The organism is Lysobacter concretionis Ko07 = DSM 16239 (assembly GCF_000768345.1).
GTDB lineage: Bacteria > Pseudomonadota > Gammaproteobacteria > Xanthomonadales > Xanthomonadaceae > Novilysobacter > Novilysobacter concretionis.
Genome location: NZ_AVPS01000006.1, coordinates 67,237 through 90,579 on the forward strand (window position 1 = coordinate 67,237; position 23,343 = coordinate 90,579).

General features: G+C 67.1%; 19 protein-coding genes, 1 tRNA gene and 2 riboswitches. Of the genes, 11 read left to right on the plus strand and 9 right to left on the minus strand.

Annotated features, from left to right (window positions below):
* Nucleotides 1-36 precede the first annotated feature (36 nt).
* A riboswitch (yybP-ykoY riboswitch) is annotated at nucleotides 37-247 on the plus strand.
* A 109-nt stretch (nucleotides 248-356) separates the two neighbouring features.
* The 7 genes from N792_RS08520 to N792_RS08550 all read left to right on the plus strand — a co-directional run bounded on the left by N792_RS08520 (nucleotide 357) and on the right by N792_RS08550 (nucleotide 8,756).
* Nucleotides 357-935 (plus strand): TMEM165/GDT1 family protein, encoded by a 579-nt coding sequence (locus N792_RS08520; protein ID WP_036194114.1) that lies wholly within the window; start codon nucleotides 357-359, stop codon nucleotides 933-935.
* 82 nt (nucleotides 936-1,017) lie between these two features.
* Complete coding sequence (locus N792_RS13475) at nucleotides 1,018-2,154, plus strand: GGDEF domain-containing protein (RefSeq protein ID WP_052103811.1); 1,137 nt, start codon at nucleotides 1,018-1,020, stop codon at nucleotides 2,152-2,154.
* Nucleotides 2,155-2,228: 74 nt separating this feature from the next.
* A complete protein-coding gene (locus N792_RS08530; RefSeq protein ID WP_036194116.1) occupies nucleotides 2,229-3,527 on the plus strand; it encodes a NupC/NupG family nucleoside CNT transporter in 1,299 nt (432 codons plus the stop codon).
* 9 nt (nucleotides 3,528-3,536) lie between these two features.
* Nucleotides 3,537-4,496 (plus strand): ribokinase, encoded by a 960-nt coding sequence (locus tag N792_RS08535; protein ID WP_036194117.1) that lies wholly within the window; start codon nucleotides 3,537-3,539, stop codon nucleotides 4,494-4,496.
* A gap of 108 nt (nucleotides 4,497-4,604) precedes the next feature.
* On the plus strand, nucleotides 4,605-5,600 hold the full coding sequence (dusB, locus tag N792_RS08540; RefSeq protein ID WP_036194336.1) for a tRNA dihydrouridine synthase DusB: 996 nt from the start codon (nucleotides 4,605-4,607) through the stop codon (nucleotides 5,598-5,600).
* Between the two features lie 124 nt (nucleotides 5,601-5,724).
* Entirely contained in the window at nucleotides 5,725-6,963 is a 1,239-nt protein-coding gene (gene metK / locus N792_RS08545; protein WP_036194118.1) for a methionine adenosyltransferase, read from the plus strand.
* 242 nt (nucleotides 6,964-7,205) lie between these two features.
* Nucleotides 7,206-8,756 (plus strand): SDR family NAD(P)-dependent oxidoreductase, encoded by a 1,551-nt coding sequence (locus tag N792_RS08550; RefSeq protein WP_052103873.1) that lies wholly within the window; start codon nucleotides 7,206-7,208, stop codon nucleotides 8,754-8,756.
* Nucleotides 8,757-9,389: 633 nt separating this feature from the next.
* On the opposite strand, the gene N792_RS08555 is transcribed toward N792_RS08550, so the two are convergent.
* Nucleotides 9,390-11,888: a S9 family peptidase gene (locus tag N792_RS08555; RefSeq protein WP_084105596.1), complete on the minus strand. Its 2,499-nt coding sequence runs from the start codon at nucleotides 11,886-11,888 to the stop codon at nucleotides 9,390-9,392.
* Nucleotides 11,889-12,038: 150 nt separating this feature from the next.
* A riboswitch (S-adenosyl-L-homocysteine riboswitch) is annotated at nucleotides 12,039-12,150 on the plus strand.
* A gap of 61 nt (nucleotides 12,151-12,211) precedes the next feature.
* Here N792_RS08555 and ahcY point away from each other — a divergent pair.
* Nucleotides 12,212-13,672 (plus strand): adenosylhomocysteinase, encoded by a 1,461-nt coding sequence (gene ahcY, locus N792_RS08560; RefSeq protein WP_036194122.1) that lies wholly within the window; start codon nucleotides 12,212-12,214, stop codon nucleotides 13,670-13,672.
* A gap of 112 nt (nucleotides 13,673-13,784) precedes the next feature.
* Here the strand turns inward: ahcY and N792_RS08565 are convergent, their stop codons facing one another.
* Nucleotides 13,785-14,342 carry a DUF3228 family protein gene (locus N792_RS08565; protein ID WP_036194123.1) on the minus strand — a complete coding sequence of 186 codons (558 nt, stop codon included), beginning with the start codon at nucleotides 14,340-14,342 and terminating at the stop codon, nucleotides 13,785-13,787.
* Between the two features lie 126 nt (nucleotides 14,343-14,468).
* Here N792_RS08565 and N792_RS08570 point away from each other — a divergent pair, with 126 nt between their 5' ends.
* The 3 genes from N792_RS08570 to N792_RS08580 all read left to right on the plus strand — a co-directional run bounded on the left by N792_RS08570 (nucleotide 14,469) and on the right by N792_RS08580 (nucleotide 16,460).
* Nucleotides 14,469-14,822 (plus strand): TfoX/Sxy family protein, encoded by a 354-nt coding sequence (locus tag N792_RS08570; protein WP_036194126.1) that lies wholly within the window; start codon nucleotides 14,469-14,471, stop codon nucleotides 14,820-14,822.
* A gap of 110 nt (nucleotides 14,823-14,932) precedes the next feature.
* Entirely contained in the window at nucleotides 14,933-15,757 is an 825-nt protein-coding gene (gene metF, locus N792_RS08575) for a methylenetetrahydrofolate reductase [NAD(P)H] (protein ID WP_036194128.1), read from the plus strand.
* Between the two features lie 85 nt (nucleotides 15,758-15,842).
* Complete coding sequence (locus N792_RS08580; protein ID WP_156969359.1) at nucleotides 15,843-16,460, plus strand: hypothetical protein; 618 nt, start codon at nucleotides 15,843-15,845, stop codon at nucleotides 16,458-16,460.
* A 19-nt stretch (nucleotides 16,461-16,479) separates the two neighbouring features.
* Here N792_RS08580 and N792_RS08585 read toward each other — a convergent pair whose 3' ends face one another.
* From N792_RS08585 to N792_RS08615, 7 genes are all read right to left on the minus strand, one after another.
* Nucleotides 16,480-17,847 (minus strand): sensor histidine kinase, encoded by a 1,368-nt coding sequence (locus tag N792_RS08585; protein ID WP_052103815.1) that lies wholly within the window; start codon nucleotides 17,845-17,847, stop codon nucleotides 16,480-16,482.
* Nucleotides 17,834-18,517: a response regulator transcription factor gene (locus tag N792_RS08590; protein ID WP_036194130.1), complete on the minus strand. Its 684-nt coding sequence runs from the start codon at nucleotides 18,515-18,517 to the stop codon at nucleotides 17,834-17,836. The genes N792_RS08585 and N792_RS08590 overlap by 14 nt, the downstream gene beginning before the upstream one ends.
* Before the next feature lie 403 nt (nucleotides 18,518-18,920).
* A complete protein-coding gene (locus tag N792_RS08595) occupies nucleotides 18,921-19,376 on the minus strand; it encodes a hypothetical protein (protein ID WP_224743865.1) in 456 nt (151 codons plus the stop codon).
* 199 nt (nucleotides 19,377-19,575) lie between these two features.
* The gene (gene rimK, locus N792_RS08600) at nucleotides 19,576-20,484 is read right to left on the minus strand and encodes a 30S ribosomal protein S6--L-glutamate ligase (RefSeq protein WP_036194132.1); all 909 of its coding nucleotides are present in this window, start codon (nucleotides 20,482-20,484) and stop codon (nucleotides 19,576-19,578) included.
* The gene (locus N792_RS08605) at nucleotides 20,481-20,987 is read right to left on the minus strand and encodes an ATP-dependent zinc protease family protein (RefSeq protein WP_084105600.1); all 507 of its coding nucleotides are present in this window, start codon (nucleotides 20,985-20,987) and stop codon (nucleotides 20,481-20,483) included. The genes rimK and N792_RS08605 overlap by 4 nt, the downstream gene beginning before the upstream one ends.
* A gap of 211 nt (nucleotides 20,988-21,198) precedes the next feature.
* Nucleotides 21,199-21,272: transfer RNA gene (locus tag N792_RS08610), tRNA-Gly, on the minus strand.
* A gap of 68 nt (nucleotides 21,273-21,340) precedes the next feature.
* Complete coding sequence (locus tag N792_RS08615) at nucleotides 21,341-23,206, minus strand: autotransporter domain-containing protein (protein ID WP_036194134.1); 1,866 nt, start codon at nucleotides 23,204-23,206, stop codon at nucleotides 21,341-21,343.
* Nucleotides 23,207-23,343: the final 137 nt, after the last annotated feature.

Genomic DNA, 23,343 nt, shown 5'->3' on the forward strand with positions numbered 1-23,343 from the left:
GGCCAGGGCGATATGCGGTAGACTTCGCGCGCTCTTCCTCCGGGGAGTAGCCCACCCGCATCGACCGATCAGTGCCGTCTTGACCTGCTGGATCAACGTGTTGAGTCAACGTGCTCAACCCGCGGCTGGACCAGCACGATCGCAACAGCACTGGTCCGTGTCGATCCGGGAGCATGCATCAACATACTTGGCCGGCTGGCCATGGTGCATGCGGTTCGCGCCTTGATGGCGCAGGCCGGGCGAGACCGAAGGCAGGCTTGCGCGAACAATCTCAGGATGCCCTTCATCGGGCCGTCCGGGGTCGGGCCGCGCGGCCTGCTTTCGTCATCGCCCCGCCCGGCCCCTGGAATCGACACATGGATACGTTCCCGCTTTTCACCGCGCTGATCTCCGCCGGCACCGTCGCCGTGGCCGAGATCGGCGACAAGACCCAGTTGCTCGCGCTGTTGCTTGCCGCACGCTTCCGCAAGCCGTGGCCGATCATCGCCGGCATCCTGGTCGCCACGATCCTCAACCACGCCCTCGCCGCCTGGTTCGGCGCGCTGGTCGCGCAATGGCTGCGGCCGGAGGTACTGCGCTGGATCGTGGCCATCAGCTTCCTCGCGGTGGCGTTGTGGACGCTCAAGCCAGACACCCTGGACGACGATGACGCCCTGGCCCCGGCCCGCGGCGCGTTCATCGCCACCACGATCGCGTTCTTCATTGCCGAGATCGGCGACAAGACCCAGGTCGCGACCGTGCTGCTGGCCGCCAAATATCCGCCGCTGTGGGAAGTCGTGGTGGGCACCACGGTCGGAATGTTGCTGGCGAATGTTCCGGTGGTCCTGCTGGGCAGCCGGTTTGCCGATCGCCTCCCACTGAAGATGGCACGTTACGTGGCCGCGGCGGTGTTCCTGTTGCTGGGCGCCTGGGTCGCAGTACGCGGTTTTGGCTGATCGGTGCTGATCGGCGCAATGCCGGATGGTCAGCACGATCGGCAGGCGCGCTATCCTGCCGACGGCTCAATGGAGGGGTGCGATGGACGGCAGCCGGGGTTTCCGTGAAGGTGTCGCATCGCTGCTGTCGCGGCCGGACGAGATCATGCTCGCGGCCGGCGCCAGTGGCGAATTGCTGGTCGCCCGGCTGCGGGTGGTGGTCGCCGCGCTGCTGTTGCTGCTGCCGTTGATCAATGTCCTGGGCGGCGGATCCATCCGGGAAAGCCTGGCCGGCCTGGTCGGGGCGGTCATCGTCAATGTGTTCGCGCTGCTCTGGTTGCAGTTGGCGCGCCGCCCCCGGCACTACCGCTGGCTGCCCTTCGCCACCGCGGCCTTCGACATCACCGCTATCACCCTGGTGCTCGCAGTGCTGGGTGCCAACCACCTGCCCTCGGCACTCAACAGCATGGTGGTGTGGTGCTGTTACCTGCTCGCAATCCTGGTGACCGCCCTGCGCAGCGACGGCCGCACGACCCTGTTTGCCGGCTTGCTGGCGTTGCTGCAGTACGGGCTGTTGAACGCCGTGGTGTTCTCGATGGCGTCCTCGCCCGAGCAGCTGATTTCCACCGAGTACGGCGCCGTCACCGCCGGCACCCAGATCCAGCGGATGCTGTTGCTGGCCATCGTCACCCTGGTCACCGCCACCGTGGTCTACAGGATGCAGCGGCTGGTCGAACTGTCGGGAACCGACGGGCTGACCCAGTTGCCCAACCGCAGCTGGCTGTTGCACCGGATGCCGCGCTTGCTGGAATCGGCCGACGAGGACGGTCTCAGCCTGAGTCTGGCGCTGATCGACCTGGACCATTTCAAGCGGGTCAACGCCGAGGCCGGCCACCACGCGGGCGACCGCGCGCTGCGCCATGTGGTGGCGGTACTGAAGGGCATGATCGAACCCGACGAATGGCTGGTGCGGCTGGGCGGCGAGGAGCTGGTCCTGGTGATGCCGCTGCCGACGGGCACCGCCTGGGAGCGGGTCGATGCGTTGCGGCGCCGCCTGTCCGAACGCCCGTTCGATCCCGAGCGTGCCCATCTGGAGCCGATCCGGATGACGTTCAGCGCCGGCATTGCCTCCAGCCCACACGACGGCCACGATGCCTCCAGCCTGCTGGGGCGCGCAGACCAGCGCTTGAAAATCGCCAAACGCGAGGGCCGCAACCGCGTTGTCGCGCGCGACGGATGAGCACGCTGGTTGCCGACACCGGCCCGGCTGCCATAACCTGCGCCGTTGCGAGGCACCTGCCGAAGGGGAACTGAATGGAAGGTTTTGCACGGGTCGCCTTCGGCCTGTTTGGTCTGGCTGTGCTGATCGGCATCACGTGGCTGTTCTCGAGCCACAAGAAATCCGTCGACTGGAAACTGGTCGTCATCGGCATCGCCATGCAGATCGGCTTTGCCGCGCTGGTGTTGCTGGTGCCGGGCGGGCGCGATGTGTTCGACGCGCTCGGCGACGGCTTCGTCCGGCTGCTGGGCTTCGTCAATGCCGGCTCGGAATTCATCTTCGGCAGCCTGATGAACGTGGAAACCTACGGCTTCATCTTCGCGTTCCAGGTATTGCCGACGATCATCTTCTTCGCCTCGCTGATGAGCGTGCTCTACCACCTGGAAGTGATGCAGATGGTGGTGCGGGCGATGGCGTGGGCGATCACCAAGGTCATGCGGGTGTCCGGCGCGGAGACCACCAGCGTCTGCGCCAGCGTGTTCATCGGCCAGACCGAGGCGCCGCTGACGGTGCGGCCGTACATCTCCAGGATGACCGAGTCGGAGCTGATGACGATGATGGTCGGCGGCATGGCGCACATCGCCGGCGGCGTGCTGGCGGCCTACGTGGGCATGCTGGGCGGGGGCGACACGGTGGCGCAGGCGTTCTATGCCAAGCACCTGCTCGCGGCCTCGATCATGGCCGCGCCGGCGACGATGGTGGTCGCCAAGCTGCTGATCCCGGAAACCGCCGTGCCGTTGACCCGCGGCACGGTCAGGATGGACGTCGAGAAGACCACCAGCAACGTGATCGATGCCGCCGCCGCGGGCGCGGCCGACGGTCTCAAGCTGGCGCTCAACATCGGCGCGATGCTGCTGGCGTTCATTGCGCTGATCGCGATGATCAACTGGCCGCTGACATGGATCGGCGAGATCACCGGTCTGGAAGCGCTGCTCGGCAAGCCGACCGACATGGCCAGTCTGATGGGTTACGTGCTGTCTCCGGTGGCCTGGCTGATCGGCGTGCCGTGGCAGGACGCGAACGTGGTCGGCGGCCTGATCGGCGAGAAGATCGTGCTCAACGAGTTCGTCGCCTACCTGCACCTGGCCGAGATCGTCCAGGGCGCCACTCCCGGCGTGACGCTGACCGACCAGGGCCGGCTGATCGCGACCTACGCACTGTGCGGTTTCGCCAACTTCTCCTCGATCGCGATCCAGATCGGCGGCATCGGCGGGCTCGCCCCGGATCGCCGCCAGGACCTCGCCCGCTTCGGCTTGCGCGCCGTGCTGGGCGGCACCATCGCCACGCTGATGACGGCCACCATCGCCGGCGTACTGACCTCGTTCGCGGGCTGACCGGCCGCCGTGTCGCACGCCGTCGTCACTGTCATCGGCTCGTTCAACATCGACCACGTGTGGGCGCTGCCGACCCTGCCGCAGGTCGGTGAAACCCTGGCCGGCACGTACCACACCGGCCCCGGCGGCAAGGGCTTCAACCAGGCCACCGCGGCCGCACGCGCAGGGGCCCGGACGGCCTTCGTCTGCGCGCTCGGTGCGGATGCGGGCGGCCAGTTGGCACGCTCGCTGGCGGGCGCGGACGGCATCGACTTGCACGCGGCCAGCAGCGATGCCCCTACCGGCACCGCCGGCATCTATGTCGACCGGCAGGGCCGCAACAGCATCGTCATCGGGCCGGGCGCGAACGCGAGCCTGGACGCGGACTTCGTGCGTGCGCAGGCCGGTGTGCTGGCCGCCTCGACGGTGGTGCTGGCGCAACTGGAGTCGCCGGTGGCGGCGGTGGCGGCCGGGTTCGAGCTGGCCCGCGCCAATGACGCGATGACGGTACTCAACCCCGCGCCGGCGGATGCCGACCTGCCCCCGGACCTGCTGGCACTGAGCGACCTGATCACGCCCAACGAAACGGAATTCTGCGCCCAGCTGTCGCGCCACCACGGCGAGCGGTTGGTCGCCGACACCGTCGCCGCACTGGACGATGCAACCCTGCATGACCACTGCCGCAAGCTGTTGCCGCAGGGCAGCGTCATCATCACGCTCGGTGCGGCCGGCTGTTTCGTATCCCACGCCGGGCACCAACTGCGCGGCGATGAGCGCGCGTTCTACCGCGTCGCCGCCGCGCCCGCCCGGGCCATCGACACCACCGGCGCCGGCGATGCGTTCAATGGCGCGCTGGTGGCTTCGATCGCGCAGTTTCCGGACCGGTCTTTTGCCCGCCATGTCGCCTTCGCCACCGTGTACGCGGCGCGCGCGACGGAAAGCGCCGGCGCCGCGGAGTCGATGCCGCATCTGGCGCCTGACGCGGACTGAGTCACCGTCGGCGACCCGACATCCATGACCGACAGGAACAAGCTGTGCGCCTTCAGCCTGGCCCACGGCACCCAGCCGTCAGCCGGCCTCGCGGGTAGAATGCGCGCCATGCAGATCGGCCCTTACACCATCGCTCCCAAGGTGATCCTCGCTCCCATGGCCGGGGTCACCGACAAACCGTTCCGGGTGCTGTGCAAACGGTTGGGCGCAGGCTTGTGCGTGTCGGAAATGACCACGTCGGACCCGCGTTTCTGGACCACGGCCAAGTCGCGCCACCGCATGGACCACGACGGCGAGCCGGCACCCATCAGCGTGCAGATCGCCGGCACCGTGCCGTCGGTCATGGCCGACGCCGCGCGCCACAACGTCGATCAGGGCGCGCAGATCATCGACATCAACATGGGCTGTCCGGCGAAGAAGGTCTGCAACGCCTGGGCCGGCTCGGCGCTGATGCGCGAACCGGCGCTGGTGGCCGACATCCTCGACGCCGTGGTCAACGCTGTCGACGTGCCGGTGACGTTGAAGATCCGCACCGGCTGGGCGCACGACCACCGCAACGCGCTGGAGATCGCCCGCATCGCCGAGTCGGCCGGCATCGCCGCGCTGGCGGTGCATGGCCGCACCCGCGACCAGCAGTACAAGGGCCTCGCCGAGTACGACACCATCGCCGAGGTCAAGGCGGCGCTGTCGATCCCGGTCATGGCCAACGGCGACATCGACTCGCCGCTCAAGGCCGAGCAGGTGCTGCACTACACCGGCTGCGATGCCGTGCTGGTCGGCCGCGCCGCGCAGGGACGGCCGTGGATCTTCCGCGAGATCGGCCACTACCTCGCCACCGGCGAGTTGTTGCCCGGGCCGACACTGGCCGAGGTCCGCGACGTGCTGCTTGCCCACCTCGACGACCTGCATGCGTTCTACGGCGAGCGTTCCGGCGTGCGCATCGCGCGCAAGCACCTGGGCTGGTACGCCAAGGACCATCCCGAAAACACCGCCTTCCGTGCCGTGGTCAACCAGGCCGAGACCGCCGAGTTGCAGGTCCGCCTGACCCGCGACTACTTCGATGCGTTGATTGCCGGCGTGGCGCCGCTGCGGGCGGCCGCCTGAGGCATGTGTCCGCGGCGCAGGCCTTAACCACAGGCAAACTCCGGACACGGCACAATGCGCGATCCCGGCGTTGCCTGTATCATTCGCGCCCATCCCTTTATCCGAATGCAAGGATATAGCCCTGATGTCCAGCTACCTGTTCACCTCCGAATCCGTCTCTGAAGGCCACCCGGACAAAGTCGCCGACCAGATCTCCGACGCCGTCCTGGACGCGATCCTGACCCAGGACAAGCGCGCGCGCGTGGCCTGCGAAACCATGGTCAAGACCGGTGTCGCCATCGTTGCCGGCGAGGTCACCACCTCCGCGTGGATCGACCTGGAAGAGCTGACCCGCAAGGTCATCGTGGACATCGGCTATGACAGCTCCGAAGTCGGTTTCGACGGCGCCACCTGCGGCGTGCTGAACCTGATCGGCAAGCAGTCGCCGGACATCGCCGCCGGCGTGGATGGCAGCCAGAAAAAGCAGAAGAAGCCGGAGGAACAGGGCGCGGGCGACCAGGGCCTGATGTTCGGCTACGCCTGCAACGAGGCCCCCGAGTTCATGCCGGCGCCGATCTACTACAGCCATCGGCTGGTGGAGCAGCAGGCCAAGATCCGCAAGAAGCGCAACTCGCCGCTGCCGTGGCTGCGTCCGGACGCCAAGAGCCAGGTCACCCTGCGCTATGACGACGCCGGCCAGATCCTCGGCCTGGACGCGGTGGTGCTGTCGACCCAGCACGATCCGGGCATCAAGCAGAAGGACCTGATCGAGGCCGTGCGCGAGCACATCCTCAAGCCGGTGCTGCCGAAGGCATGGCTGGACTCGCTGCCCAAGAACAAGATCCACATCAACCCGACCGGCATCTTCGTGATCGGCGGGCCGGTCGGCGACTGCGGTCTGACCGGGCGCAAGATCATTGTCGACACCTACGGCGGCATGGCGCGCCACGGTGGCGGTGCGTTCTCCGGCAAGGACCCGTCCAAGGTCGACCGCTCGGCCGCCTACGCCGCGCGCTACGTGGCCAAGAACCTGGTCGCCGCCGGTCTGGCCGACAAGTGCGAGGTGCAGTTGTCCTACGCGATCGGTGTCGCCGAGCCGACCTCGATCTCGGTCACCACGTTCGGCACCGGCAAGATCCCCGACCACAAGATCGAGCAGTTGATCCGCAAGCACTTCGACCTGCGCCCGTACGGCATCGTCAAGATGCTCGACCTGATCCACCCGATCTACCAGTCGACCGCGGCCTATGGCCATTTCGGCCGCAAGCCGAAGGAAGTCAGCTACACCGACGCCGTGGGCGTGGACCACAAGGCGACTGCGTTCTCGTGGGAGAAGACCGACAAGGCCGAAGAGTTGCGCAAGGCGGCGAAGCTGAAGAAGTAGACTGCCCCGGCTGCAACCGGATGGTGTCGTCGCAAACGGGCCGCCTCGCGGCCCGTTTTCGTTGGCCCGGCTCATCCCCCGCACCGACCATCGCGCCGGTCGCCAGCCACTGCGCCGCTGGCCTCACCATCAACGGCACTGCCTGCCCCATTACGGATTGATACGGATTGCGCTCCTTGACTACCGACACCACCCCGCCGCCCATCGACGACAGCGATCGCCTCTCGCCCGAGCGCCTGCACATGGCGCTGGAACTGCTGGAAGCCGTCGCCGCCGACCGCACCCTGCTGGATGCGTTGCCGGCCGAGGAGCGCAAACGGCTGCATCGGGCCGTCGCCCGGGTCTACCACCCCGAGCCCGGCGCGCGCCGGCAGAAGCTCAAGGCGCAGGAACGCGAGCGCAATGCCGAGAACATCCTGCGCGCCGACGCAGTGCTGAACCAGACCGGCATCCGCGCCCTGCGACGCAAGCCGGTGTTCACCGCGCTCAACTACTTCCCGCCGCACGGCCCCGGCGAACCGGCGAAGCTGGCCCACGGCGAGTCCGGCGCCACCGGGGGGCGCGAGTCCCCCGAGCTGCTGCACTGCTATGTCTGCAAGCAGAAGTACACGCTGGTGCACCACTTCTACGACCAGTTGTGCCCGGCCTGCGCGGCGTTCAATTTCCACAAGCGCACCGAACTGGCCGACCTGTCCGGCCGCATCGCGCTGCTCACCGGCGGGCGGGTCAAGATCGGCTACCAGGCGGGGCTGAAATTGCTGCGCGCGGGCGCGGAATTGATCGTCACCACCCGCTTCCCGCGCGACTCGGCGGCCCGTTATGCGCAGGAACCGGACTTCGGCGACTGGGGCCATCGACTGGAGGTGTTCGGCCTGGACCTGCGCCACACGCCCAGCGTGGAGGCGTTCTGCAGCGAGCTCGTCGCGACCCGTCCGCGGCTGGACTTCATCATCAACAACGCCTGCCAGACCGTGCGCCGCCCGCCGGAGTTCTACGCCCACATGATGGCCGGCGAGACGGCCGCGCTGCGCGATACACCCGAGGCGGTGCGCAAGCTGATCGGCAGCTACGAGGGCCTGCGCAGCCAGGACCTGCTCGGCGAGGCGACGGCGGCGGTGCAGGCCGCGGCGGCACGCGACGACCTGCCCGCCATCGGTGGCGACGTGGCCGGACTGGTGCGCGCCGCCGAGCTGTCACAGGTGCCGCTGCTGGCTGAGGAACTGCTGGGCCAGAAGCACCTGTTCCCCGACGGCCGGCTGGACCAGGACCTGCAGCAGGTCGACCTGCGCGGGCGCAACTCCTGGCGCCTGCAGATGCACGAGGTGCCATCGGTCGAGCTGCTGGAAGTGCAACTGGTGAATGCCATCGCGCCGTTCCTGATCAACGCGCGGCTGAAGCCGTTGATGCTGCGCAGCGCGGACGGCAGCGAGCCGACCCGCGACAAGCACATCGTCAACGTGTCCGCGGTGGAAGGGCAGTTCTACCGCAACTTCAAGACCACCCGCCATCCGCACACCAACATGGCCAAGGCCGCGCTGAACATGATGACGCGCACCTCGGCGGCCGATTACCACGGCGACGGCATCCACATGAACAGCGTCGACACCGGCTGGGTGACCGACGAGGACCCGGCCGAGCTGGCCGCGCGCAAGGTGGTGGAGGAACGCTTCCATCCGCCGCTGGACATCGTCGACGGCGCGGCGCGGATCGTCGATCCGATCATCGACGGCTTCAACACCGGCGAGCACGTGTGGGGGCAGTTCCTGAAGGATTACAAGCCGACCGACTGGTAACGCTACATAAGCGCCGCAATTTGCGGGGTGACCGGGGCGCCGGGAGCGAATGCCATTGGGGCGAATGTCCCCCGGCACCGATGAAGCCGGTGCCTCCTCCTTTATTTCGCCCCAACGGCATTCACTCCCGTTGTTCGGGCACGCGGCGGTTCCAGAAGCGCAAACCCGGCTGTGCGCTGTCCGCACAGCTCTGCGAGCCAACAGCACCGACGTGACCTGCAGACCTTCCGGGCGAATGTCCCCCGGCACCGATGAAGCCGGTGCCTCCTCCTTTATTTCGCCCCAACGGCATTCGCTCCCGTTGTTCCAGCACACGACGGTTCCAGAAGCGCAAACCCGGCCGCTCGCTGTCCACGTACCGCTGCGATCCGACATCACCGACGTGACCTGCAGGCCTTCGGGGCGAAATAAAGGAGGAGGCGTCCGCCGCAGGCGGAGGCCGGGGGACATTCGCCCCGAAGGCCTGCAGGTCGCGCCCGAGACCGTCAGGTCACAACCAGGCCAGCGATCGAGCAACACCTTCCCTATCTTCCCTGCGTCCCGGAGTCGGGCGAAGAACAACAAAAACGGGCCGCGATGCGGCCCGTTTCATTCGTGGCCCGGAATTTCCGGGCCCTGACGGTCCAGCCGTAATTACGGGACCGCAACCGTCCCGGCATCACCGCCGTCAACGCCCTTCACGTACTTCTCCAGCCAGGCATCGGTCTCGGCCAGCATGTGCAGGATCGATTCGCGCGCGCGGTAGCCGTGCGACTCGTTGGGCAGCATCACCAGCCGCGCGTTGCCGCCGAGTCCCTTGATCGCGGCAAACAGGCGCTCGCTCTGCACCGGGAAGGTGCCGGAGTTGTTGTCGTCCTCGCCGTGGATGATCAGCAGCGCGTCCTTGATCTGGTGGGCGTAGTTGAACGGCGACATTTCCAGGTAGGTGTCCTGCGCCTGCCAGTAGTTGCGCTCCTCGGCCTGGAAACCGAACGGGGTCAAGGTGCGGTTGTAGGCGCCGCTGCGGGCGATGCCGGCCTTGAACAGGCGCGAGTGGGCCAGCAGGTTGGCGGTCATGAACGCGCCATAGGAATGCCCACCGATCGCGATCCGATCACGGTCGGCGACACCGCGGCGGACCACTTCGTCCACCGCCGCCTCGGCCCCGGCGACCAGCTGCTGCAGGTAGGTGTCGTTGGGCTCGCGGTCGCCTTCGCCGACGATCGGCATGGTCGGCCCGTCCATCACCGCGTAGCCGCGGGCCAGGAACGGCAGCGGCCCCCAGTAGCTGATCCCGTTGAAGCGGTACGGCGAACCGGTGACCTGGCTGGCCGCATCGGCCGATTTGAACTCGCGCGGATAGGCCCACAGCAGGGTCGGCAGCGGCCCGTCGCGGCGGGCGTCGTAGCCCGGCGGCAGGTAGAGGTTGGCGGTCAGTTCCACGCCGTCCTTGCGCAGGTAGCGGATCTGCTCCTTCTGCACGTCCCTGAGCTGCGGCGTGGGGTGCGGGAAACGGGTCAGCGCCACGGGATCGGCCGCAGGGTCCGCCAGATCGCGCAGGTGGATGTTGGCCGGTTCGGTCGGCGATTCGCGCGAGGTCAGGATGCGTCGACCTTCGCGGTCCAGCAGGGCCAGCGGAACCTCGTAATGCGGCGCCTGCGAATGGAACAGGCGCACGGAGTGCTTGTCGCGCAGGTCGTAGCGGTCGAGGAACGGACGATCGCCTTCCGGCGATGCGCCCTCGCCCACCAGGAACAGGCTGTTGCCGTCATCGGTGGTGACCAGGCGCTGGTTGCCGGCGGCATCCGGCGCGGTCACCGCCACGCCCGGATCGGCGTAACGGTCCTCCGACAAGCGCTCCGACAACAATTCGGCGGCCTGTTGCGGGTGGTCGGGGGCGATGCGCCACTCCTTGTACTGGCGCGTCTTCCACCAGTACTCGGCCAGCAGGGCCAGGTCGCCCCGGCCCCAGGTGATGCCGGCGTAACGCGACCCCAGCCGGGCCAACACGACCGGATCGTCCCGGAACGGCGCCGCCTGCGCGTACACCACGTCGCGCACCTCGACCTCGCGCGCCGGATCGCCGCCGTCCTGCGCCTCCGCCCACACCAGGGTGGCAGGTGCATCGCTGCGCCACGACACCCGGCGCACACCGGTGGCAACGGCGTCGTTGCCGGTCGGCAGGCCTTCCACCAACGCCAACCGGGCGACGTCGTGGATGCGTTTGCCGTCCACGCCCAGCACCTCGATCCGGCGCGGGAAGCGCGAATACGGCACCAGATAGGAGAACGGACGCTCGATCGTCTGCACCAGCAAATGCCTGCCATCGGGCGAGGAAGCGGCACCGATATGCAGGTCGGGCGCGCCCAGTGGGGTCAGCTTCCCGTTGAGGCCGACGAGCGCCAGCTGGCTGGTCAGGTAATGGGCGAAGACTGTGGCATCGCGCTCGTTCTTCAGCAGGTCCTGGTAGGTGCGGATCGAGCGCACGTCGCCCTTGCTGTCGGTCTGCTGGATGCTCGGGCCGGCCGGAACCGCATTGCCCAATGGCGCGGCGGCCTGCTTGTCGGGCCGCAGGGTCACCAGCAACTGGCGGCTGTCGGGCATCCAGTCGAAGCCGGTGCCGGCCACGGTGTTCAACGGCCGGCTCAGCAGACGGCGGGCCTTGCGCGCGGACACATCGACCACCCACAGCTCCACCGCTCCGGTCGGGGTGTCGACATGGGTGAAGGCGAGGTGGCGCTGATCGGGCGACCACGCCAGATCGGCCAGCGCCAGGTTGGCCGGCAGACCGGCGATGCGCAGTTCCTGCTGGTCGACGATCGCCATCAACCACAGATCGGAGCCGAACGAAAAGCGACTGCTGGCGTACGTATGCGGGTTGATGCGCATACCGGCCAGTTTGAGCTCCGGTTGTGCCACCACGTCGATGCCGGGCAGCGCCGGAGTCTTGACCAGACTGGCGAAATCACGGTTCGGACTCAACCGCAGCAAGGGCCGCCGCGGTGCATCCACCAGCGCCTGCAGGGCCGGATCGGGCAGCTGGTAGCCGTTGGTCGTGTCGGGCTGGGCAGACAGGGCCGGCGACAGCAGTGCCATGGGCAACAAGGCGACCAACAGGCCGGTGGCGCGGATGCGCCTGAAACGTATTTTCATGAATTCCCCGGAATCTTCGGTGAGCGTGCGCAGTAGGAACGATCTGCCGGGACAAAGTCCCATACCCGGCGAGGGCGCGGCCAGTGAAGGAAGTCCCAAGGCGGGCCCCTGGAAGCGTCGCCGCACCCCCGAGCCGCTACAATTGCCCGGTTCGCCGAGGGGCGCTGCGACCGTGACTTCGAGCACGGCCAGGCTTGGCGGGACCGATGGGCACGTCCAGTTCCAATGGCACGCCCGTCCGCAACAACGGCGCCCGGTTGCCATTACCCACCCTTGTCTGCGCCTCTTCCCCGCGCGCGACGGGACCGAACCGGAGCTACGCCATGAATGATGTGACCCGAACCTTCTCTGCTGAAGGCGATTACAAGATCGCCGACATTTCGCTGGCCGACTGGGGCCGCAAGGAGATCGACATCGCCGAGCACGAGATGCCGGGCCTGATGTCGATCCGCCAGAAGCACGCCGCCAGCCTGCCGCTGAAGGGCGTGCGCGTAACCGGCTCGCTGCACATGACCATCCAGACCGCGGTGCTGATCGAGACGCTGAAGGACATCGGCGCCGACGTGCGCTGGGCCTCGTGCAACATCTTCAGCACCCAGGACCACGCCGCCGCCGCGATCGCCGCGACCGGTACACCGGTGTTCGCCTGGAAAGGCGAGACGCTGGAGGAGTACTGGGACTGCACGCTGGACGCGCTGAGCTTCCCCGACGGCAAGGGTGGCTTCCTGGGCCCGCAGCTGGTGGTCGACGACGGCGGCGACGTGACCCTGCTGATCCACAAGGGCTTTGAACTGGAAAACGGCAGCAAGTGGGTCGACGAGAAGGCGTCCTCGCACGAGGAGCAGGTCATCAAGAACCTGCTCAAGCGCGTCGCCGTCGAGCGCCCGGGCTACTGGCACACCGTGGTCGAGGGCTGGAAGGGCGTCTCCGAGGAGACCACCACCGGCGTGCACCGCCTGTACCAGCTGGCCGAGGCCGGCACCCTGCTGATCCCGGCGATCAACGTCAACGACTCGGTCACCAAGTCCAAGTTCGACAACCTGTACGGCTGCCGCGAATCGCTGGCCGACGGCCTCAAGCGCGCGATGGACGTGATGCTGGCCGGCAAGGTCGCGGTGGTCTGCGGCTACGGCGACGTCGGCAAGGGCTGCGCGGCGTCGCTGCAGGCCTACGGTGCGCGCGTGGTGGTCACCGAGATCGACCCGATCTGCGCCCTGCAGGCGGCGATGGAAGGCTTCGAGATCAACACCATCGAGTCGACCCTGGGCCGCGGCGACATCTACGTCACCACCACCGGCAACAAGGACATCATCACCGCCGCCCACATGCAGGCGATGAAGGACCAGGCGATCGTCTGCAACATCGGCCACTTCGACAACGAGATCCAGGTCGATGCGCTGAAGGCGCTGCCCGGCGTGCAGCAGGTCAACATCAAGCCGCAGGTGGACAAGTACATCTTCCCGGACGTTGACGGAAAGCCCGGCAACGCGATCTTCCTGCTGGCCGAAGGCCGCCTGGTCAACCTCGGCTGCGCCACCGGCCACCCGAGCTTCGTGATGTCCAACTCGTTCGCCAACCAGACCCTGGCGCAGATCGACCTGTGGGCGAACAAGGACCGGTATGAGAACAAGGTCTACCTGCTGCCGAAGAAGCTGGACGAGGAAGTCGCGCGCCTGCACCTGGAGAAGATCGGCGTGAAGCTGACCACCCTGACCGCCGAACAGGCCGATTACCTCGGCGTGCCGGTCGACGGCCCGTTCAAGCCGGACCACTACCGCTACTGATCGGCTGGCCGGTCTTTGCGTTGAAACAGAACGGACGCCGCAGGGCGTCCGTTTTTTATTGCGGACCGGACATCGGAAACTCGCATCCGGTCCGCACTACCCGTTGCAACCGCTACGGCCGCCAGTTGGCGTTGCGTTCCCAGAACTCGACGCTGCGCCGGTACGCCTCGCGGTCCAGCCCGATGCCCGAACCGCCCTCCTCCACCCCGAGCGCGTTGCGCATCATCGTGATCGGCGCCATCGGGATTTCCTCCGGCGCCATCGTGTACAGGCAACCGACCACGCCCCAGTCGCCGTCGATGGGTGAGCCTTCCGCGGCCATCTGCTCGCGGCTGTAGAGGATCGGCACCATGTAGCGCGCCACCGGCGGTTCCACGCCTTCGAACCAGCGCACCAGCACCGGCAACTCCCCGCGTGAGCGGGCCTCATAGGCTGAGCGCAGCTGGTGGCGGTTGGCATCGGTGACCGGCACCGTGATGCAGCGCGTGGACGTCCAGTTTTCGTGGACGTGCAGCTTGCAGAACGGCGCATAGCCGTCGAGCACCTTCAGCGGCGCGTGCTCGTTGAGGTAACGCTCGAACCCGTCCGGCGTGCAGTCCTGGATGGCGTTGCGGCGCCGGTCGCGGGGGAACAGCCGGGTACGGGCGAAAGGAGTCAGGACGATGGACATGGCGAATCGGCAGCAAGGCGTCGGCAGGGAAGACCCGACAGGTTAACGGTTCCGCCGACCGCGTCGCCGCCGAGGGCGTCGGCCACGTTGCTGCTATCGTCTTCCAGACCACCCCGGACAACCGCCATGGCAACGGATGCGGACTTCGTCGACTACATCGCCGGGCAGGCCGACCTGGGCGGGCGCCTGACCCGCAAGAAGATGTTCGGCGAGTACGCCCTGTATCTCGACGGCAAGGTGGTCGCGTTCGTCTGCGACAACAGCCTCTTCATCAAGCCCACCGCCGCCGTGGAACAGCTCGCCCCCGGCCTGCCGCAACGTCCGCCCTATCCGGTGGCCAAGCCCTATCCCGTCGCCGATGAGCTGCTGGACGACAGCGAGGCCCTGCAACGCCTGCTGATCCGGACCGCCGCGCTGCTGCCGGTGCCGCGACCCCGGACGAAGAAGAAGCCGACCACGCCGCCTCAGGCAAGGCCGTAGCTGCAAAGACCCGGAAGCCGGTCCGGCGTCTTCCCGTCACGGAACGGCACATAACGACTTCATCGCGATGAAGCGATACACTCTGCCAATTCCTTCCCAGCCGCGTCCCGATGACCCCGATCAGCTTCGAGTTCTATCCGCCCAAGACCGACGAGCAGCGCGTGCAACTCGACCGCACCGCGGCGCGCCTGAAGGCGCATGACCCCGATTACGTCAGCGTGACCTTTGGTGCCGGCGGATCGACCCTGAGCCACACGCCCGAGGCGATCCAGCGCCTGCGCAGCGAGCACGCCTACGACGCCGCCCCGCACATCACCTGCATGGGCGGCTCGCGCGCGGAGATCCGCAACCTGCTCAAGCTCTACCGGGCGATGGGCGCCAGGCGCCTTGTCACCCTGCGCGGCGATGTGCCCTCGGGCATGGTCAGCCCGGGCGACCTGCGCTACGCCAGCGAGCTGGTGGAATTCATCCGCGCCGAGACCGGCGACCACTTCCACATCGAGGTCGCGGCCTATCCGGAAGTGCATCCCCAGGCCCGCGATGCGCATACCGACCTGGCCCACTTCCTGGCCAAGGCGCGCGCCGGCGCGGATGGCGCGATCACCCAGTACTTCTACAACGCCGATGCCTACTTCCGTTTCGTCGACGACGTGCGCGCGGCCGGTATCGATATCCCGATCGTGCCGGGCATCATGCCGATCTCGAACTTCAGCCAGATCCGCCGCTTCTCCGACATGTGCGGTGCGGAGATCCCGCGCTGGGTGAGCCAGCGCATGCTCGCCTACGCCGACGACGTGGACAGCGTGCGTGCGTTCGGTGCCGAGGTCGTCGCGCAGCTGTGCCAGCGGTTGATCGCCGGCGGTGCACCGGGGCTGCATTTCTACACGCTGAACCTGGCCCGGCCGACCCTGGGCGTGCTCAGCCAGCTGGCCTGAACCCTTCACCTCGCCGCGGTTTGCGGCGTTCCATCGCGGCCGGGCAGTGACGTCCCGTTCCAGATCGCGGTAGTACGCTGCGCGCATGAATTGCCGCTACCCCCGCCTGCCGCTTGCGTCGCTCCTTGCCAGAGTGCTGCTGGTCGCGGCTGCCTGCCCGATGATCGCGACGGCGGCGGTGGTGCGTTGTCAGTTGCCGGACGGAAGCACGCTGTATACCGATCGTCGCTGCAGCGATCTGGGGGCCACGCTGCAGCTCACATTTCCCGATTCCGATGCCGATTCCGATGCCAATACCGGAGCCCGGACCAGCACCAGGGCCAGAGCCCGCACAGGTCTCTACAGGCGCGGCTGCGCACGCAACCTGCCGGACCTGATGCTGCGGATCTCCAGCGCCATCGACAACCACGACACCAACCTTCTTGCCGGCGTCTACCACTGGGCGGGCATGTCGGGCCGCCGCAGCAAAACCGTGATGGATCGGCTGGATCGGGTGGCACGGCATCCGCTGGTCGGCGTCGTCCCGGTCATGGCGGGTGTCACAGAGGATCCTTCCGTTGGCGACGACTCCCCATTCGACCCCCACTCCGGCGAGACGCCCGTTGCGCTGCGGATCGAACAGACCCTGGACAACGGCGTCACGCCATCGAATACCGTGTTCGGACTCCGCCGGCATTTCGGCTGCCTGTGGATCCAGGGCTGACCCTCCGCCGCCAACCGGCCTAGCCGTCGCCATCCATCGGCAGTGCTTCGTGCGGCGGGTCGAACCTCAGCGTCGCGACCACGCCGAACTCGCGGCCGGGTTGCACCGACACGTCCCAGCCGTACAGCGCGCACAGCCGGCGCACGATCGACAGGCCGATGCCGCCGCCCTGCGAATGCCCGGCATGGGTGCCGCGGTAGCCGCGCTGGAAAATGTTGGCGGCGTCCTCCGGACTCAGGCCCGGACCGGAATCGACCACCTCGACCGCGCCCGGCAGCATCCGCACAATCACCTCGCCTTCGGTCGTGTACTTCACCGCGTTGCCGATCAGATTGCCCAGCGCGACCGCGACCGCGGCCTCCGGCGCATCGACGATGAGCGGACCCGATCCGTTCTCCAGCCGCAGTTCCAGCGGCTTGCCAGCCAGCTGGGTGCGGTGGACATCGAGCGATTGCGCCGCAAGTTTGGCCACATCGGTCGCCCCATGGCCCCGCTCGTTGCGCGACAGCAGCAACAGCGCGCTGATCAGGTCGGTGCATTGCTGTTCGGCACGCTGGATACGCGCCAGCCGCGCACGCGTCTTCTCGTCCACATCCGGACGTGACAGCAGCAATTCCACCGCCCCGCGGATCACCGCCAACGGCGTGCGCAACTCATGGCTGACGTCGGCGTTGAACTCGCGGTCGCGCTGGACCACTTCGGTCAGGCGGCCGGCGTAATCGTCCAGCGCCTCGGCCAGCTGCCCCACCTCGTCATCGGGGAAATGCGCCGCCAGCGCCTCGGGCTGCGCGCTGCGGCCGGACTGCTTGAGCCGGCGCGCGAGCTCGGACACCGGACTCATCACCCGCGATGCCGACCACCAGCCCAGCACCAGCGACAACAAGGTGAACAACAACACCGAGGCGTACAGCGCGTGGTTGAATTTCTCTTCGCTGCGCTTGGCCTGGGTCATGTCATAGGCAAGGAAGAACCACGCCTGCGGCGTCTTCCGCACCGCCAGCTTGTAGGCGAATTCTTCGCCGTCCACATCGACCCCGGTCATCCCGGTGATGCCGTCGGACAGCTCGTACCACTCGGGCCGGTTGATCCGCACCGACTCGAACCGGTCAGGGGTGTAGACGTAGGCCCGGATCAGGTCAACCGGGAACTGCAGGTTCTTCGGGTCCTGGTCGAACTGCCGCGCGGCCTCGGAGATATTGCGGTTCATCATCTCCTCGACCAGCTGGTTCTCTACCCGCGCGCGGGTCCAGTTGGTCGCCCAGGCGAACAGCAGGGTCAGGCTGAAACCCAGCAGCACGAAGGACAGGATGATGCGGCTGCGCAGCCGCCGCCGGTAACGCATCCGGTGCCGCGGCACCGTCGCCGGCGTTGTTTCAGGTGGCCGCATCGAGTTCCGCAATCCGGTATCCGATGCCATGGCGGGTGTGGATCAGCGAGGTCGGGAACGGCTTGTCGACCACCGCGCGCAGGCCGTGGATATGCACGCGCAGGCTGTCGGAATCAGGCAGTTCCTCGCCCCACACCCGGGTTTCCAGTTCCTGCCGCGTCACCACTGCCGGCGACGATTCCATCAGCGCCTGCAGGATTTTCAGGCCGGTCGGGTTGAGCTGCAGCAGCTTGCCCTGGCGACGCACTTCCAGCGTGTCCAGGTTGTACTCCAGGTCGGCCGCGGTCAGCACCCGCGTCTTCACCCCGCGCCCGCGCCGGGCCAGCGCGTTCAGGCGCACCTCGACCTCCTGCAGCGCGAACGGCTTGATCAGGTAATCGTCGGCGCCGGAATCGAAGCCGGCCAGCTTGTTGTCCAGGCTGTCGCGCGCGGTCAGCATCAACACCGGGGTCTGCTTGCGCGCCTCGTTGCGCAGCTTCCGGCACACCTCCAGCCCGTCGATCCCGGGCAGGTTGAGGTCCAGCACGATCGCATCGAAGTCGTGCACCACCGCCAGATGCAGGCCGGTGATGCCATCGGCGGCGAAATCGACGGTATGCCCGCGATCTTCGAGGAAGTCACCGAGATTGGCGGCGATGTCCTGATTGTCTTCAATGACGAGGATGCGCATGGGGTGTTCCTGGATGGGAGGGGTTGCGGACAGTTTCGCGGCCCGCGGATCACGGCAATGTGCTGCCGAGGATATCGCGTCTGGCGCGTCCGCCCCGGGAACCGATTCTGCCAGAGCTCCGACCGCGCGCGTCCTGCCAGCGAACCATAAAAAAGCCCAGACGCGGGGCCACCGCGCCTGGGCCAAAAGTTGTTGCCCCGATACCGAAACCTGCCTGATGCCGTGCTGCGGTGCCATCACCGATCTGGGTCGTTGACTGAAACCGTTTGACCCAGGATCCGTTGTGACGACCGTGACGTGGAACCAGCCGTGCTGCGGTTTGAGCAAAACTACGGTGCGGGCGATTAAATGCTTGTTAAAAATTCAGCTGAATACTGTTGTCCACGTGTGTCAGAACCTCGGGTTATCGCACATCGACTTTCGCTTCGGCTTTCTGGATCGTCATCAGCAAATCCTTGTCGCCTTCGCGCGCGCGACGGCGCTCGGCGACCGTCTTGCACGAATTGGTTGGCATCTTGCTGCCGGTCGGACGCTCCCGCCGGCACACCAGCCGACTGTCGTCCGAGGCACGGGCCAGGATCTGGTTGAGCTCCTCCTGCCGGTTGAACACCTCGACCTGCTGGACGGGCGGCAAGGTATCCACCGAGCCGGTTCGTCCAATCAACGCATCCATCTCGGACATCAGCGCCAGCGCGCGGCTACGCGCCTCCGGGGTGATCTCGGCAAAAGTCTCGTCGCCCGCAAGTGCCTGTTCGATGGCCGCGCGTTTCGCACCGAAATCAGCCGTCTTGGCGACATCGACCGCGATCACGGTCGCCGCCACCGCCGGCGCGGCAACTAAGGCCAGCGCCAGCGCCAACCCCACACCCTTCTTCCAGCTATTCCACACGATCATTTCCCTACTCCTCTGTGCCGCAATGCGACGGATGGCTCCGACGATATCAAAATTCACCCGCACGAAAATTCCGTCTGCTGCGGGGGTGTACCGATTGCCGCCGCGGCTGAAGCTGCTCTCGCGGACGCGACAGGAAACACGCTTGTCCCCGACCCGCCCCGACTCAGCCCTTCGCGGCCAATCGCTTGGCCGCACGGAGTTTGTGGCGTTTGGCCGCGTAGGTGATGATTTCGCCGGCGACATCGACGCCGCTGGCGTCCTCGATCCCTTCCAGGCCGGGCGAGGCATTCACTTCCAGCACCAGCGGGCCGCGCCGGGAGCGGATCAGGTCGACGCCGGCCACGCCCAGACCCAGCACGCGGGCGGCCCGGATCGCCACCTCCTGCTCGGCCAGGGTCGCCTTGACGCCCTTCGCACTGCCGCCGCGGTGCAGGTTGGAGCGGAAATCGCCCATCGGCGCCTGCCGTTTCATCGCCGCGACCACCTTGCTGCCGACCACGAAACAGCGCAGGTCCGCGCCCTTGGCTTCGGGAATGAACTCCTGCACCAGGAACTGCGCGTACAGCCCGCGCAACGCCTCGATGACCCCGCGCGAGGCGGAGACCTTCTCGGTCAGCATCACACCCGCGCCCTGGGTGCCTTCGTTGAGCTTGATGACGTGCGGCGGCGGGCCCAGCATCGCCAGCAGGTCGGCGGTGTCGTCCGGGTTGTCGCCGAACACCGTCACCGGCATGCCGATCCCGTGCGCGGCCAGCATCTGATGGCTGCGCAGCTTGTCGCGCGCGCGCAGGATCGCGTCCGACGGGTTCGGGCTCAGCGTTCCCATCAGCTCGAACTGGCGCAGCACCGCGCTGCCGTAACGCGTGACCGAGGCACCGATGCGCGGGATCACGACGTGGTAGCCGGAAATCGGGCGGCTCTTGTAACGCATCGCAAAGCCGTCGCTGGAGATGTGCATGTAGCAGCGCAACGGGTCCAGGGTGCGCACGCTGTGGCCATGCTCGCGGGCGGCCTCGACCAGGCGACGGGTCGAATACAGCTTGGTGTTGCGGGAGAGGATCGCGAATTTCATGCGTGCTGGCTCATGTGTGCCGGAACCGCGAGGGAGTCGATCTGGACCATTGGCATCCCGCCCGCACCGGGCCGGCCGTGCAGGAACGAGCGTGCGGGATCGACCGTGAACGTGCGAGCCATCGCCGTGCGCCCCAGCAGCATCGGAAACAGCATGCCGCGACGGTCGCTCAGGTTGATGTCGATGTCGCGCTCGACCCCGGCCAAGCGCAACCGGGTGCGCACGAACGCCCGGCGGGTGCGATGACCGCCCGAGTCGGTGACATCGCGCTCATCGATCAGCGGCGCGGCGCAATCCACCGCCATCCCGGCGCCACTGTGCGCGCCTCCCGGCGTCAGGCGGAAACCGACCCACGGCGCACCGCGCTCGACGAAGCGCCACTGCGCATCCACGTGCAATGCCGAGGTACGCGCACCGCTGTCGACCTTGGCCCGGATCGCATGCACGCCCAGTCCCGGCAGATCCACCCACTCCCGCCAGCCAAGCACCACCCTGAACGTCATTACCGCCTCCGTACTACGAAGAACCATGCCGATGAAAACCTGGCGATGAAAACCTGGCGATGAAAACCTGCCGATGATGCCGCCGGGGCGATGACCCGCGGGTTACGAACCCCGGCCATTGACTGCACGTGCGGGCGCGACCGGACCGGCCAATAAACACTGCCAATAAAAACGGCGGCCCCGTCCGTGAGGACCGGGGCCGCCGCATGTCTGGAGCGGGTGAAGGGAATCGAACCCTCGTCAGTTGCTTGGGAAGCAACAGCTCTACCATTGAGCTACACCCGCGAGGTGGCGAGTTTAATGCCTTTGCGCGTGCACGGGGAGCACGCCGTGGATCCCGACGGAGCCGCCGGTCAGAAGTTCCCGCCCACCGTGGCGAACACCGTGGTGTTGTTGCCACCCTGCTGGCCAACGGTGAGGCTGCTGCCCAGGTTCGCGTCCAGCCCGAACACGCGGGTGCGCGCGCCGAAAGTCAGGCTGCCGTAGCTGTCGTCGAACGCCACGCCGGGCACGGCGTAGGGCGAGGTTCCCGGCATCGACTGCAGCTGCGCGAACGCCTGCGCGGGGGCATCCTCGAACTCGCGATCGACGGTCAGGCGCGCATACGGCTGCAGGTGCTCGCTGGCGATATAGCGCAGCTGCCAGCCGGCGGTGCCGATCAGCGAGTCGAACTTCTGCTCCGGGTACGCCAGCGAGGTCGACAGCTGCGCATCGCTTTCGCCGAACCCGTCGACCTGGATCTTCTGCGCCAGCACACCCACCAGTGGACCATGGCGCAGCGCGCCGTCGCCAAACTCCCAACCGGCGTTGATACCGGCAGTCACGTTGCTGCCATCCACGTCGGCGCGATGCACGCGGGTGGCGCGGCCGAGGTTGGCGTTGCGCTTGATGTCGAAGCCCAGCTGGCTGTAGCTGAGCTGGCCATTGACCCAGGCACCGCTGGCCGAGGTCCAGCCCACGTAACCACCTATGCTCGCCTCGCTCTGGTCGAAGCTGCCGCCGCGCTGGCCCCAGTCCTGCCTGGCCTGGCCGTAACCGCCGAACCCGCCCACGGTCAGGCCGTTGCGGTGCCAGTCGATGCCGACCGTCAGCGCCGGAACCGCACCGTCATACAGGTTGCCGTGGTGGTAACGCTGGAAATCGCCCCGCACGTCGGCCCACCAGCGCTTGCCGTCGGTCATCGTCACGCCCGACAGCTGCGCGGCGACGCGCTCGGCACGGGCACGCCCGACCGCCGACACCGAGTTCGTCAGTACCGCCATCCGCCGCGGCGCTTCGAGGATCCCGATCGCGTAATCGGCGACGATCGCATGGGCGGCACCTGTGGGGTGCACGCCGTCGGCAAATGCGAAGCTGTCCGCCGCACCCGGCGACACATAGTTGGCGGGACTGCAAACCAGCGAGCTGGTCGCACCACACGCCGGCATCGTGACGTTGCTGAAGCCGAAGGTCGCCGGTGATGCGCTGATTTCGCGCAACAGATCGAAGGTATTGAATGGAATCACATGCAGGCCACTTTGGGCGAGCCCGCCGAACAGCGTCTGGTTGTAGCCCTGGACCAATGCGGTGATACCTGTAGAACCGGTGGCTCCCTGCGACAAGCCAAAGGGTGTGCGGCCAACATCCGGCATGGTGGGTACCAGAACGTATTGAGCTCCGGCAGCCTGCAGCGTTCCGACCAGCCCCACCTGCTCCGCCGCGGCACCGAGGAACTGGGCCTGGCTCGTCGCACCATTGAGGTGGAAGAACAAGTCATTGGCCCCGCCCCAGACCGTGTACAGCGCGTTCGGATCGGCCCTGCCGCCGTTGGCCGCGAGATGGGTATTGATCTGCATCGCCAGCGATGGCGCGAAGCTGGTGGGCGGCGCCGGCGGAAAGCCGGGCTGCAAGGTGATGCGCGCGCCACCGGCAGCGTAGTTGGTCCCGTCGCCGGGCACGATGCCGGTCGAGGTCAATCCCCACGCCGGCGCTGCACTGGTGCCGTAGAAATCGGCCAGATACTCGGCCCACACCAGATTCGGATTGGCAGTGAATTTTCCGACAATCGCCGCCTGTGGCCCAACCTGCTCGATCAGGAACGGCCGGAAGAAGCCCGCGTCGGTCAGGCTGTCGCCGAAGAAGATCGTCTGTGAATACGGGTTTTGCGCGTCCGACTGCGCCATCGCTGGCGTGGCTGCCAGTGCAAGAGCAGCGGCAAGAAGGGTATGAACGGTTTTCATCTGAAAAAGCTCCTGCACCCAACAGCTGGAAGGGCCGACACGCAATACGCCGGCGGACAGGGTCCATCGAACCATGCGTGCCCGCGGCAGACAAGACATGCACATGCGTCCGTCGAATGATCCGCCGAATGCGAACT